This window comes from Rheinheimera sp. F8, assembly GCF_001518915.1.
In genome coordinates, this window is record NZ_CP013656.1 from 886,705 (window position 1) to 900,740 (window position 14,036).

General features: G+C 51.4%; 11 protein-coding genes. All 11 read left to right on the plus strand.

The genetic code is table 11. From position 1 onward, the window contains the following. Nucleotides 1-147: 147 nt before the first annotated feature. On the plus strand, nt 148-1,359 hold the full coding sequence (locus ATY27_RS04020) for a TIGR03087 family PEP-CTERM/XrtA system glycosyltransferase (protein ID WP_208931073.1): 1,212 nt from the start codon (nt 148-150) through the stop codon (nt 1,357-1,359). Then, nucleotides 1,346-2,773: an exosortase A gene (gene xrtA / locus ATY27_RS04025; protein WP_208931072.1), complete on the plus strand. Its 1,428-nt coding sequence runs from the start codon at nt 1,346-1,348 to the stop codon at nt 2,771-2,773. Before ATY27_RS04020 ends, xrtA begins: the two co-directional genes overlap by 14 nt. Continuing rightward, complete coding sequence (locus ATY27_RS04030; protein ID WP_208931071.1) at nt 2,773-3,867, plus strand: TIGR03088 family PEP-CTERM/XrtA system glycosyltransferase; 1,095 nt, start codon at nt 2,773-2,775, stop codon at nt 3,865-3,867. The genes xrtA and ATY27_RS04030 overlap by 1 nt, the downstream gene beginning before the upstream one ends. A 9-nt stretch (nt 3,868-3,876) precedes the next feature. Next, nucleotides 3,877-5,763, plus strand: a complete 1,887-nt coding sequence (locus ATY27_RS04035; RefSeq protein ID WP_208931070.1) for an XrtA/PEP-CTERM system amidotransferase — start codon at nt 3,877-3,879, stop codon at nt 5,761-5,763. A 12-nt stretch (nt 5,764-5,775) separates the two neighbouring features. Further along, nucleotides 5,776-6,978, plus strand: a complete 1,203-nt coding sequence (locus ATY27_RS04040; RefSeq protein ID WP_208931069.1) for a TIGR04063 family PEP-CTERM/XrtA system glycosyltransferase — start codon at nt 5,776-5,778, stop codon at nt 6,976-6,978. Continuing rightward, the gene (locus ATY27_RS04045) at nt 6,975-8,168 is read left to right on the plus strand and encodes a glycosyltransferase family 4 protein (protein ID WP_208931068.1); all 1,194 of its coding nucleotides are present in this window, start codon (nt 6,975-6,977) and stop codon (nt 8,166-8,168) included. The genes ATY27_RS04040 and ATY27_RS04045 overlap by 4 nt, the downstream gene beginning before the upstream one ends. Before the next feature lie 73 nt (nt 8,169-8,241). Further along, nucleotides 8,242-9,579: a putative O-glycosylation ligase, exosortase A system-associated gene (locus ATY27_RS04050; protein ID WP_208931067.1), complete on the plus strand. Its 1,338-nt coding sequence runs from the start codon at nt 8,242-8,244 to the stop codon at nt 9,577-9,579. A gap of 6 nt (nt 9,580-9,585) precedes the next feature. Then, nucleotides 9,586-10,587, plus strand: coding sequence for a polysaccharide deacetylase family protein (locus ATY27_RS04055; RefSeq protein WP_208931066.1), 1,002 nt, complete (start codon nt 9,586-9,588; stop codon nt 10,585-10,587). Beyond that, nucleotides 10,577-11,827: a hypothetical protein gene (locus ATY27_RS04060; RefSeq protein ID WP_208931065.1), complete on the plus strand. Its 1,251-nt coding sequence runs from the start codon at nt 10,577-10,579 to the stop codon at nt 11,825-11,827. The genes ATY27_RS04055 and ATY27_RS04060 overlap by 11 nt, the downstream gene beginning before the upstream one ends. Next, complete coding sequence (locus tag ATY27_RS04065) at nt 11,806-12,819, plus strand: polysaccharide deacetylase family protein (RefSeq protein ID WP_208931064.1); 1,014 nt, start codon at nt 11,806-11,808, stop codon at nt 12,817-12,819. The genes ATY27_RS04060 and ATY27_RS04065 overlap by 22 nt, the downstream gene beginning before the upstream one ends. Beyond that, entirely contained in the window at nt 12,819-14,036 is a 1,218-nt protein-coding gene (locus ATY27_RS04070; protein ID WP_208931063.1) for a glycosyltransferase, read from the plus strand. Before ATY27_RS04065 ends, ATY27_RS04070 begins: the two co-directional genes overlap by 1 nt.

Below are 14,036 nucleotides of genomic sequence, written 5' to 3' on the forward strand. Positions count from 1 at the left end.
ACTAAGGGATTTAGATGTACCACCCATTGCCTGCAACTCATCCGATCGCTTTTGTTCTGGGTCTATCTGCTGGATCCTGCGGTACAAGTGTTTTAGCACATAATTCTGACTCCCCTACCGGTGTCGCAGGTCAGGCAGGTGTTCAGCATGGCTAAGCCCAAACTGCTGTATCTTTGCCACCGCATTCCATATCCGCCAAATAAAGGCGATAAAATTCGCTCTTTCAATTTATTAAAAGCTTTGTCTGAACAGTATGAAGTTTATCTTGGCTGTTTTATTGATGACGAATACGATTTCCAGTACATCGATAAACTGGCCGATTGGTGTGTCGAGTTCAAATGCCGCCGGCAACGCAAGCTGGTGTCAAAAATAAAGGGCCTCAGCGCCTTTTTGACTAACAAGCCGATCACACTGCCCTACTTTTATGATGCGGAACTACGGTACTGGGTCAAACAAACCATTCAGAAACATAAAATTGACAAAGTTTTTGTATTTTCGTCGTCGATGGCGCAATACGTTGATCACCCGGAATTTGCCCAATTGCACCGGGTCATTGATTACATTGATATCGATTCCGATAAATGGCGCCAATATGCGGAGCATCAAACTGGCGTGATGCGCTGGGTTTACAACCGCGAACATCGGCAGCTACAACGCTATGAACAGCAATATTGTGAACGCTTTAATTACAGCTTGTTTGTGTCTCCGGATGAAGCCGCAATGTTCCGTCAGTTGATGCCAGCTGCCTTGGCAAACAAAATTCACGCTGTCCTGAACGGTGTTGATACCCGATTCTTTAATCCTGAACAAACGCTGTCAACAGCCGAATATCCGTTGCATGGTCGTTATCTGGTGTTCACCGGCGCCATGGATTATTGGGCCAATGTCGATGCTGTAGCCTGGTTTTGCCGGCATGTTTGGCCGCAGATCAGAGTAGCGCAGCCCGATTTACATTTTTATATTGTCGGTGGTAACCCATCCTCACAAGTCCTGGCCTTACACGGCAAAGATCAGGTGTGGGTGACCGGCCGGGTCGATGATGTCCGTCCTTATCTGGCCAATGCCGACATGGTCGTTGCGCCTTTGCGGATCGCCCGCGGTATTCAGAACAAAGTGCTTGAAGCGATGGCGATGGACAAAAAAGTGGTCGCCAGCTGTATGGCAATGGAAGGCATCAACGCACCATTGTCCGACTATTTGGCAGCCAGCGATGATGCAGCCGAGTTTGCCACTTTGTGTTTGCACATGTTGCAGCAACCGCAGCAAGGCTGCACGAACCGCGTTTGGGTTGAGCAAAACTTTACCTGGCCCGCAACTTTAGCACCGCTGTCTGGTTATCTTGGCAATGTCACAGTTTAAGCCGGTTCAATTCTTGTTGTTGCTGTCCGCTGTGCTGCTCGGCTGGGGTTTTGTGTTCTGGCCGACGCTGCAGAGTATGGAAAAAATCTGGCAGGAATCGGATACCTATACGCATTGTTATTTGATCCCATTGATCTCGGCCTGGTTATTGTACGACCGACGGGAACTCATCACCGCATTGCCCCGCCCGACCTGGCTGCCATTGCTGGCCGTAATCGCTTGCTGCAGCATCTGGCTCGTGGGTTACATTGCGGATATCAATACCCTGACTCATTTCAGCGCGATACTCAGTCTGCAGTTACTACTGCTGTCATTACTCGGCTGGAAATTGGCCTATCAGGTTGCTTTTCCATTGTTTTATCTGATTTTTATGGTGCCATTTGGCGATGCTCTCAATCCGCCTCTGCAGGATATCACCGCCAATGCCAGCGTCATGCTGTTACAATGGTCGGGCATTCCGGTGCTGCGGGAAGGTTTGTATCTGACAACACCCGTAGGCCAGTTTGAAGTCGCGGAAGCCTGTTCTGGCTTGCGTTTTTTGATCGCGTCGCTGGCGATTGGTGCTGTTTTTTCATATTTAACCTACCAACGCTGGTGGAAACATCTGCTGTTTATGGTTTCAATCCTGCTTTTTTCCGTCATTGCGAATTGTTTCCGCGCGTTTTTCCTGATTTGGATTGGTGAGACTACTCAGATGCAATACGGCTTTGGCATGGATCACTTTATTTACGGCTGGTTTTTCTTTGCCCTGGTGATGTTTTTGATGTTCTGGCTCGGTGGGAAATGTGCAGATCCGCAGCCAAAGCCGGTACCAGTGGTTCATTCTGCACAACCAGTGACGGCATTACCGGTGTTTGGCGCCGGCATGGCAATTTTAGTCTTGTGTTTTACCATGCGTTTCCAAATCAGTGTCACGGCAACGCCGGAGCAGCCGTCCGTAGCCGCAGCGCCGGCAGGCCTGGTAGCTCAAACCGGTAAGTCTTGGCAGCCTGGCTTCTTTGACGGCCTGCAACGTCTTCAGGCCGTTGATGACCTTGGCGTACAATACCTGTTTGCCCAATTTGGCCATAAACAGGACAAAGGCGAGCTGATCGGCTGGAAAAATAATCTATATCAGCGCCGGCAGTGGCGTGTGATGCAGCAGCAGCAACTGATGGTTGGCGACGGTAAACCGGTTGCGTTGCTGGAACTACGTAACAGCAGCGGTGATTTCCAGACGCTGGCATTTTATTATCGGGTTGGTAACAGGCAAACAACCTCTGAATTGACCGCGAAATGGTATCAGGTGCAAGCTTTGTTGCTGAACGAACATAGCTTTTCCGAAGTCCGAGCGGTGCTGTTTGCCAGTAAAATCGCCGACCTGCCACCGGCAAATCTGCAACGCGCGCTGGCGCAACTGGAAGTTATCCGTTGATGCAGACAGAACCGATGTTAATAGCCCATCTGATTTATAGTCTGGACACCGGTGGTCTTGAGCGCGTCATGTTGAACTGTATCCGCCAGTTGCCGGCGACTCAATGCCGCCATGTAGTGATCAGCCTGACTATTGCGACTGAATTTGCCAGCCAATTGCCAACAGATGTTGCAGTGTATTGCCTGCACAAAAGGCCTGGCAAAGATTTGGGTATTCATCTGAAGCTATGGCGCTTATTGCGCGACATCAAACCCGACATTCTGCACAGTTATAATCTGGCGACCCTTGAATATCACCCAATCGCCTGGCTGGCTGGCGTCACCGGTCATTTGCATGCCGAGCACGGTCGCGATATCTCCGACCCCAACGGTGAAAATAAGAAGTATCAATGGCTGCGCCGGCTGGTTAGTCCTTTTTTGCAGACCTATGTTGTGGTCAGCGCAGATTTACATCGCTGGATGGACCAGGTCGTCAGGATCCCTGCGCGTAAAAATCAGTTGATTTACAACGGTGTCAATACAGAAAAATTTTGTCCATCGCCAATCAAAGCACGTCCCTTTACCTTTATCCATGTGGCCAGACTCTCTGCCGTTAAGGACCAGTGTTCTTTGTTAGAAGCTATGGCCATTGTGCTTAAACAAAGCGAGCAGCCATGTCAGCTTTGGCTGGTCGGTGATGGCCCTGAACGCGAACGGCTGCAACAACAATATCAGCGACTTGGGTTTACACCGCAACAGGTGAAATTGCTGGGCGAGCGTCACGACATCGCTGAGTTGATGGCACAAAGCCAGCTGTTTGTGTTGTCTTCCGTTGCCGAAGGTATTCCAATGACGGTGTTAGAGGCGATGGCAGGCGGACTGCCAGTCATTGCCACTGCAGTGGGCGGCCTGCCTGAGCTGCTGGCCGCCGGTCGTGGCAGTCTGGTACCGGTCGCAGATCCGACGGCCCTGGCCGAAATGATGCTGACCTATCTGCACGACCCGGAGCGGGTGCAACTTGAAAGCATAAAATGCAGGGAAACCGTTTGCCGGCAGTTCAGTGAACAGGCTATGGTATCGCAATATCTGGCGCTTTATCAGCAAATTAACCATTAGGAAGTTGTTATGTGTGGCATCGTTGGCATGTTTCGGTTACAGGCCGGACGTCCGGTTGACGCAGCCTTAGTGGCCGCGATGAACCAGGCACAATATCATCGTGGGCCTGATGAGGGCGACCAATACATCGATGAGCAGATTGGCCTGGGTCACCGCCGGCTGTCGATTATCGACCTTGCCAGTGGCCAGCAGCCTATGACCGACGAGTCTGGTCGTTATGTGCTGATTTTTAATGGCGAAATATATAACTTCATGGCACTGCGCGCTGAACTGGAAGCGTTGGGTCATGTATTTAAAACCCATTGTGATACTGAAGTGATCCTGCGTGGTCACATGCAGTGGGGTGATGCCTGTGTCGAGCGGTTACAAGGCATGTTTGCTTATGCATTCTGGGATAAAGCTGCACAGCGCCTGCTGCTTGCCCGAGACCGCCTTGGCATTAAACCACTGTTTTACACCCTGTTTGACCAGACCTTATATTTTGCATCAGAGTTGAAAAGCCTGAAGTTGATCCCAGGACTGGACAAGACCATTAATCCAATAGCGATTGAGCAATATTTCACTCTTGGTTATGTCGCAGAACCCGCCACTATTTATCAGTCAGTACAGAAATTATGCCCGGCGCAGACACTTGCGCTGTCAGTCTCAGCTGCGACTCCGAAGCTGCACACCTACTGGCATCTGAGTTACAAAACTCAAATCGAGCTGTCTGATGCCGACTATCAGCAACAGCTGGTTGCGGAACTGAATCAGGCGATTGCCAGCCATCTGGTAACTGAAGTTCCGCTCGGGTCATTTTTATCCGGCGGCGTTGATTCCAGCGCTGTGGTGGCTTTGATTGCCGGCATGTCAGACCAGCCGGTCAAAACCTGTTCTATTGGTTTTGATGTAGCGGCCTATGACGAAACCAGTTATGCCCAGCACATCGCTGAACGCTATCATACGCAGCACGACAGCAAAATCGTTAAGTCCGATGACTTTAGCCTGATCCCGCAACTGGCTCATTTTTACGACGAACCTTATGCCGATTCCTCCGCCCTCGCCACCTACCGGGTGTGTGAACTGGCACGCAGCAAAGTAACCGTTTGTATGTCAGGCGATGGTGCGGACGAACTGCTGGCTGGTTACCGGCGCTACAAAATGTTGATGGCCGAGCAGCAGGTCCGCAATAAACTGCCGGAAGCGTTGCGCAAAGCTATCTTCAAACCGCTGGGTAAACTCTATCCGAAACTGGATTGGGCGCCGCGTTTTCTGCGTGCTAAAACCACCTTTCAGGCGCTGGCGATGGATCAGGTTGAAGGTTATCTGCATGCCGTATCGTTATTAAAACAAGAACAACGCGACCAGCTGTTTTCACCTCAACTGAAACAACAACTGGCCGGCTACAACACATTGCAGCTGTTTCGCGAAGTGGCGGCAGACTTTGATGGTCACGATGAACTGGCGCTGCTGCAATATATCGACATCCGCACCTATCTGGTTGGCGATATTCTGACCAAAGTCGACCGCGCCAGTATGGCCAACAGTCTCGAAGTGCGGGTACCGTTCCTGGACCATAAATTCGTGGAGTGGACAGCGAAGATCCCGGCACAGCAGAAACTACGTGCAGGCGAAGGGAAATACGTGCTGAAAAAAGCCATGGAACCCTATTTGCCGGCGGACATCCTGTACCGGCCAAAAATGGGCTTTCGGGTGCCATTGGCAGAATGGTTTCGCGGCGCACTGCAACAGCAGCTGCGTCAGGCATTACTCAGTGATCTGATGCGCAATTGCGGCTGGTTTCAAATGGATACGATAGAACGCTGGCTCGATCAGCATCAGTCAGGTCAGCGCGACCACAGCACAGCGCTTTGGACCTTGTTAATGTTTGAGAATTTTTTGCGCCAATCGCAATAAAGGAACTGTGACGTGAAGGTTTTGCATATATTTGACCACTCAATCCCGCTGCACAGCGGCTATACGTTTCGCAGCCGTTCGATCCTGAACCAGCAACGAGCTTTGGGTATTCAAACCTGCCATGTCACCAGCCCAAAACACGGTAATGCCGTCGCAGGTACTGAAACTGCAGACGATCTGCTGTTTTATCGCTCCGCACAGCCAAGCGGCATCATGACTAAGCTACCAGGATTTAATCAACTGGCGCTGGTCGGGCCAATGACTGAACGTATTCTTGAAGTCGTTGCACTGGAAAAGCCAGACATACTTCATGCGCATTCACCAGCACTCAATGGCTTGGCGGCGCTGCAAGCCAGTAAAAAATGTGGTTTGCCGGTGGTGTACGAGATCCGGGCATTCTGGGAAGATGCGGCTGTTGATCATGGCAGCTGTAAAGAAGGCGATTTACGTTACACACTGACCCGCCAGCTGGAAAATTATGTCGTCAAACGCGCAAACGCAGTGACGACTATCTGTGAAGGCCTGCGTAAAGATCTGGTCGGGCGCGGTTTCGCGGCCAATAAACTGACCGTGATCCCCAATGCAGTTAATGTCGAACACTTTCAGATGTGTGGGCCCAAGAATGCCCAACTTGAGGCCGAGCTCGGCCTGACTGGCTGCCAGGTGTTAGGCTTCCTCGGCTCTTTTTATGCGTATGAAGGGCTGGATTTGGCTATTGCCGCGCTGGCCAGTATCACGCAGCAAGCTCCGGATTTACGTTTGTTACTGGTTGGCGGTGGCCCACAGGAGCAACAACTACGCCAGCTAGCGCAGTCGCTAGGCGTCGCAGACAAAGTCATTTTTACCGGCCGGGTACCACACCAGCAGATTGACAACTACTACAGTCTGGTCGATTTATTGGTGTACCCACGTAAATCGATGCGCTTAACCGATCTGGTGACGCCATTGAAGCCACTCGAAGCGATGGCACAGGGTAAGTTGGTGCTGGCATCTGATGTTGGCGGACACCACGAATTGATCACCGATGGTGTCAACGGCTATTTGTTTCAGGCGGATAATGTCAGTGCTATGGCCGACAAAATCATCAGTTTATTATCGAACCGTGCCCAGTGGCCTGACGTGTTGCAACGCGGCCGGCATTATGTTGAATCCGAACGTAATTGGCACAACAGCGTTAGCAACTATCTGCCGCTGTACCAGAGCTTGCTGAAATGAACATTCTGGTGATCACCACGTTGTATCCGAATGATGAGCAGTTTCGCCATGGTATCTTTATTGAAACCCGGCTGCGTGAACTGCAACGTTATTATCCGGATTACCAATTGACTGTGGTGGCACCAATCCCCCGCTATCCTTTTATTAATTGGTGGCAAGGTCGTTATCACAATATTCAGGTGCCAGCACAATGCCAAAGACATGGCATTACCGTGTACCACCCGACTTATCTGGCGATCCCATACCTCGGCATGTACCTGAATCCTTTTACCCTGCTGAGTGGACTCAGACGCTTTTTTCGCGCTGGCCCGCTGCAGCTGCGTCATTTCGATTTAATCGATTGTCATTATTTTTATCCGGACGGCTACGCGGTCAGTAAAATTGCCAAGGCTGCCGGACTCCCGTTGGTGATCACAGCCCGCGGCAGCGATATTGAAGTCCTGCCACAACATCACTTACCGCGTTTGCTGATCAAGCAGGCGATCCGGCTCAGTAGTTATTGTGGTGCGGTCAGTCAGAGATTGAAAGCCGGTCTGTTGCGACTCGGTTGCCCTGAGGCTAAAGCTATCGTGTTGCCCAATGGCGTCGACCAGCAGCAATTTAAACCGGAGCTACAGTCCCAGCAGGTATTAAAAACCGAGTTAGGGCTTGGCAATGCTTATACCTTGCTGATGGTCGGCAATCTGGTGCCACTCAAAGGCCATGCCTTGGTGTTATGTGCATTAGCTCAGTTACCCGACGTACACCTACTGATTGTTGGCGGTGGTCCGGAACTTAGTGCATTGCAACAACAAAGTGCTGAGCTTGGCCTGACCGATCGGGTGCAGTTTTTCGGCAACAGACCGCAACAGGAATTGTGCCGGTTTTACTCCACTGCTGATGCGCTGGTATTGATGTCCAGCAGCGAAGGCTGGCCCAATGTGATCCTCGAAGCGATGTCCTGTGGTGCAGCGGTGATCTCGACCCGGGTCGGCTCTGCAGCAGAAATGCTGCAAAATGATGATGTGGGGCTGTTATTAGCAGAGCGCAGCAGCGCAGCACTGACCACGGCAGTCAAACAATGTCAGCAACGTCGCTTCGACCGGGACCAGATCCGGGCGCACGCCTGCGGATTTAGCTGGCAACACACTGCAGACCAGCTTAATCTGCTTTATCAGCAAGTGATGGCGGGAGGCTCAGTCCGTGGATAGTCTGTTTTTTCTGATTTCGCTGGTTTCGGTATTGATCCTTTGTCTGTACGCTCTTAAGCAGGACCAATAATCCATGCGTGACTTGTTCCTGTTATGTTTTCTGCCGGTCGCCCTCTATTTTATATTCCGTCGCCCTTTTATTGGCGTAGCGTTATCTGCCTGGACTTCTATTTTTGCGCCCCATACCTGGGTGTGGGGTTTTGGTACCAGTCTGCGCGTCAATCTGGTGATCACGGCTGTAACGGTGCTGTCGTTTATTATCAATAAACGGGAAGGAAAAGGCGCCTTTACCAGCGCCAGTATCTGGATGCTGGTGTTATTTGTCTGGGGCACGCTGGCAACCATGTTTACTGAAGGCATTTCTACTGTTGCCTGGTTTGAATGGGACGTGTTCTGGAAAATTATCTTTTTGTTTTTTATGGTGACAATGGTCGTCAACACCAGACACAGAGTTGAAGTGATGCTGTGGGCGGTCGCGATTGCCGGTAGTCTGATTGGCTGTAACGAAGGGCTGAAATACATTATTTCCGGCGCGGGTCATATTATTGTCGGGCCGCCGGGCACCCGCATCGGTGATCGAAATGACTTAGCACTGGCACTGAATATGCTGCTGCCGGTGTGTTTTTTCCTTTATAACAGCACCAAACATCAGTTGCTGAAAAAAATCATGCTCGGTGTAATTATCGCCAATATCGTCTGTATTATCGGTTCGTTCTCACGTGGTGGCTTTATCGGTCTTTGTATCGTAGCGTTTTTCTACTTCCTGAAAGGGAAAAACAAAATCCTGATCCTGACAGGCAGCCTGATTGTTGCTGGCGCCCTGCCGTCGCTGATGCCGCAAAGCTGGTTCGACCGGATGAATACCATTGAAACTGCGACCGAAGACATGTCGTTTATTGGCCGGGTGCAGGCGTGGAAACAAGCGGTATTGATGGCCAACGATCATCCGGTGTTTGGTGGCGGTTTTAAAGCCGGTCAGAACACTTATCTGTGGCGGTTGTATGAACCGGACTTTAAAAAGTTTGACCACATAGTGGAAACCTCGCATGTCAGCTTTCCTTTTGCCAAGGCAGCGCACAGTATCTATTTTCAGGTATTAGGCGATTTGGGTTATTGCGGCTTGTTCATCTACCTGATGTTATTACTGGCGGCTTACCGGCATTTGGGTTATGCGGCAAGCCACGCCGGCGAAAACGAATGGTTGCGCAACGTGGCAAATAGTCTGAAGGTGTCGATGATTGTCTTTGGCGTCAGCGGTGCTTTGCTCAGTCAGCCCTACTTCGATTTAACTTTTGTGATCATTGGTTTGGCTGTGGTGCTTTGTACCATGGCGCGACAACAACGTGCAGAAACTGCCAACGCCGGTGCTTCTGCCGCTCCGGCTTTTCAGACATTGCCAGGGAAGTCATAGGCTGTGATGGTAAAGCGCAATCAAATACAGCAAGAATGCAAACAACCCGCCAGCAGCGGGTCCAGCTTCGCAGTGCTGAATTATCACCGGGTCATGCCCATTCATACCTTCTGGAACGAACAGGTATTGGATGTTGGTGTGTTTGAACAGCAACTGCAGCAGTTAAAACGCTTTTTCCGGGTGTTATCACTGGAACAAGCGCTGCAACTGGCTGCTGAAGGGAAAGTGCCGGCCAATGCGGTCGTCATTACTATCGATGATGGTTTTGCCGATTGTTTTGACCACATTTTTCCGTTGTTGCAACGTTACCAGCTTCAGGCCACTTTTTTTATCAGCACACAAGGCTTACAGCAGGGTTACCTGTGGGAAAACCAAATAGCCAACGCAATTTTGCAGGCGCCCGCTGAAATCACCATGCTAAAGCTGCAAGACCGTCAGTTTGCAACCAGCGGGAAAACCGAGCGCCATCGCAGTATTGTCGCCATTACCGACCTGATTAAATATCACGCGATGGCGCAACGAAACCAACTGATCGCAGCTCTCATCGCGCAGACCGGTGTGCCGCAAATGCATCATGAATTTGTCACCGCAGAGCAGCTCAAGCAAATGGCCGCGGCGGGCATGACAATTGGTGCGCATACGGTGCACCACCCAATTCTGGCGCTGGAATCAGCCGAGACCGCACGCCAGGAAATCGCCCAAAGTAAAGCGATTCTGGAACAGCTATTAGCGCAGCCGGTGCATTATTTTGCTTATCCGAATGGTAAATTCGCCGTCGACTTTTCAGACGAGCATATCGCTCAGGTCAAGGACTGTGGTTTTGCGGCGGCTTTTTGCACGGATTGGGGCCAGGCCCGACCGACAGAAGAGTGTCGTTTCCGTTTGCGACGTTTCACGCCCTGGGATCGCAACCCGTGGCTATTCAGTTTACGCCTGGCGTTACATATTGTGGCCGAACGCTACAGCATCAGATTCTTAAAGGAATGGGTAGGTACACATGGCAACTAATGCAGACAACAGACAACAGGTCAGCGCTGCAGATCGGCAGGCCTACGCGATTTTTGTACCACAAGCGGATTCATTAGGCGCAGTCGCCGTGGTCCGATCGCTCGGACAACATGGTTATCAGGTGCACGCGGCATCTGCCAAAGCCGGCGCCCTGGGCTGTCTGTCGGCTTTTGCCAGCTTTCATTATCAGTGTCCGGCCTATGAAGATCCGGCCTACCTCGGCTGGCTGCGCGACCTAATCCAGCAAGCAAATATCCGCGCCATTATTCCCAGTGAAGGTTTTTTGCTGGCCGTCCGTGATTGTTTTGCCGAGTTCAGCCCGCTGATGGCCATTCCGCCAGACGCGGAGCTAGTGTACGGATGTTTATCAAAAGTGTTTGTATTTAATCAGTTTTTGCAATCAGCTGATACACAGTTGCATGCGCACATATCGCGTACTGCCGTACTGGATAGTCCCAGTGACTTTGACGCAGTCGATTTTACCGGCTGGCGTCTGCCGTATTTTGTCAAAGGTGACGGATATTACGCCCGTAGCGGTGATCAGGCGCTGGTGCGTAAAGTCAGCCAGGCGCAGGACGCACGCCAGGCTGTCATCGACGCTTTTGCCAACTACCATAAAGTATTGCTGCAAGATTGCAGCCAGGGCGTCAAAGCCACCGTGAACCTGCTGATGCAGGATGGTCAGATCCTGGCAGAATCGATGGCTGTGGCCAGCCACGAAAATCCACACACCGGCGGTCTGACCTCGCTGCGTGAAAGCTGGTGGTTTGAACCTATGTACCAGGATGCCGTGCACCGCTTAAAAGCACTGCGGTGGAATGGACCAGCGATGGTCGAATATAAATGGCACCACCAGACTCAGACCTTTGATTTTATCGAACTGAACTCACGGTACTGGGCGGCGCTGAATCTGGATATTCATGCTGGCATCCATTTCCCGGTGATCCAAATGGATTATTTCCTGTTTGACGTCAAACCCGCACAGCCGGTGCGACTGACCGCGAAGATCCGGGCACGCCATGCCTTTCCGGCTGATTTTGGCTATTTGTTGTCCAAGCTGAAAGATCCGCAGGTTGCCGCATTGCCTAAACTTAAAAGCCTGCTGGGTTTTTTCCTGTATTTTTTGCATCCGGCAATCAAATCAGATTTAAATTACCCGGGTGACCGACGACTGGCGTTGCTGAACACCAAGTCTTTTCTGACGGAACTGGCACAATCATGTCTAAAAAAATTAAGCTGATGTTCTTGTGGCTGGCACGGACTTTCGGTGTTTTTGCCATTTGCCATTATTTATACCGATACCATGTCCGGGTCTTGTGTTACCACGGTTTTGCCTATCTGGATGAACATCAGTTCCGGCCGAAACTGTTTATGCGACCGGAAACTTTTGCCGCGCGGCTGAATTATCTGGCCCGCAGTCAATACCGGATAGTGTCGCTGTCTGACGCGCTGGCTAACCCACAGCGCGAGCGGCAACTGGTGCTGACAATGGACGACGGCTGGTCTGGCACCGCTGAGCTGGTTGGACGGACGTTGCAACAACATCAGTTTCCGCTGATGTTGTATGTCACCAGCTATTATGCCGACAAGCAGATCCCGGTATTGAATGTCGCGGTGTCGTATTTGTTATGGAAAAGCCGCCAGCACGCCATGTCGCTGACGCTGCCGGGACAACCAGTGCTGAACGCCACATTGCCAGCCGCCAATCCCGCCGAATTAGTCCGGCAAATCTGTCAGCAACTGGATTCGTTACCCGATGTCGCACAGCGCAGCGTCGCTTTGTATGACCTGGCTGCGCAGCTGGGTGTCAGTCTGGTGCATGCTGGCAAACCATTGTTCCGGCTACTGAACCAAAATGAATTAGCCACATTACAACAAGCCAATGTTGAATTGCAATTACACACCCATCGCCATTGTAGTCCGCTGGACAGTGCGGCTTTTGCCGATGAAATCGACCAGAACCGTGCCTGGTTAGCTCAGTTCACACCGGCACAGCAGCTGGTACATTTCTGTTATCCCAGTGGCGAGTATCAGGCCGCACATCTGCCACTATTGCACAGCAATGGCGTGCAAACTGCAACCACGACGCATATTGGCTTACATCAGCCTGGCTCAGATCCGCTGCAAATCCGCCGGGTGTTGGATGGCGAAGATGTACATTGGCTGGAACTGGAAGCTGAGTTATCTGGCTTCAGTGCGTTATTACGTCATCTGCTTGGAGTCAGTGCCTGATGGCCGCCAATTCTGTCCTGCTGATTGCTTTTGAAATGCCACCGGCGCGCAGTGCCGGTGTACAGCGCCCGTACCGTTTTGCTCAGTATCTGCTTGAACTGGGCTGGGATCCCTACATCCTGACCGCCACGCCGGACGTCTATCAGCGGTTTGACCATGATTTGCAGGTTCCTGCCGCATTGGCTGACCGTATTTACCGGGCAAAGGCGACTGATATCAGTAAAAAAATTGCCGTCGCCGGCCGTTCGCCTGACATACTGGCAGTGCCAGACCGCTACTGGCCCTGGTATTTTCCGGCGGTGCAGCTTGGTAACAGATTGATCCGTGAGAAGAATATCCAGCTGTTATGGTCCACCTATCCGGTGATGACGTCACATCTGATTGGCCGCAAGCTCAGTCTGCAGCATCAGCTGCCTTGGGTGGCCGATTTCCGCGATCCGCTGCAATGTCATTACAATCCGGCCTACCAGCACTTTAATGCCATCCAGCGCCATCTGGAACGTAAAGTGATGCTGCAGGCCAGCAAAGTCGTGATGACCTGCGAAGCTGCGGCGCAGTTATATCGCCGGATCTATCCAATGCTGCCAGCAGATAAATTCAACGTCATTGAAAATGGCTATGTGCCAACTCCATTGCCAGACGCGACCAGACCGGACAAGTACACCCTGCTGTACAGTGGCGCTTTGTATGGTAATGGCCGCGACGTCAGCCCACTGTTTCAGGCGATCAGTGAGCTGAAACAACAGGGACTGGTCAATGGACAGAACTTCGTGCTGAAGTTTCGCGGCAGTGCCAAAGCGGAGAAGTTCGCCAGTGATTTGCAACGGTTTGGCATTAGTGAACTGGTCGAATTTTTGCCGGCGGTGCCTTTTGCCGAAGCCCAGGCCGAAATGATGGGTTCTTCTGCCAACTTACTGATCCAGGATGAAATTTTCAACTATCAGGTGCCGGGCAAATTGTACGATTATGTGCAGTCAGCAAAACCATTGTTGGCCATTTGCCCGCCGGATAGTGCCACTGCCGATGTGTGCCGCCGCGTGCCGGATTGTTTGCGGGTCTGGCAAAGCTCGGAAATAAAAAGTGCCTTGCAGCAATTAATCAACCGGTCTGCATCTGACACAGTAACAGTACCTGATAGCTTCAGCCGGTTTCAGGGCGCAGTGCAACTCGCGACGTTATTGACACAACTGTCATCTCAAACAGCACAACGGAACTGA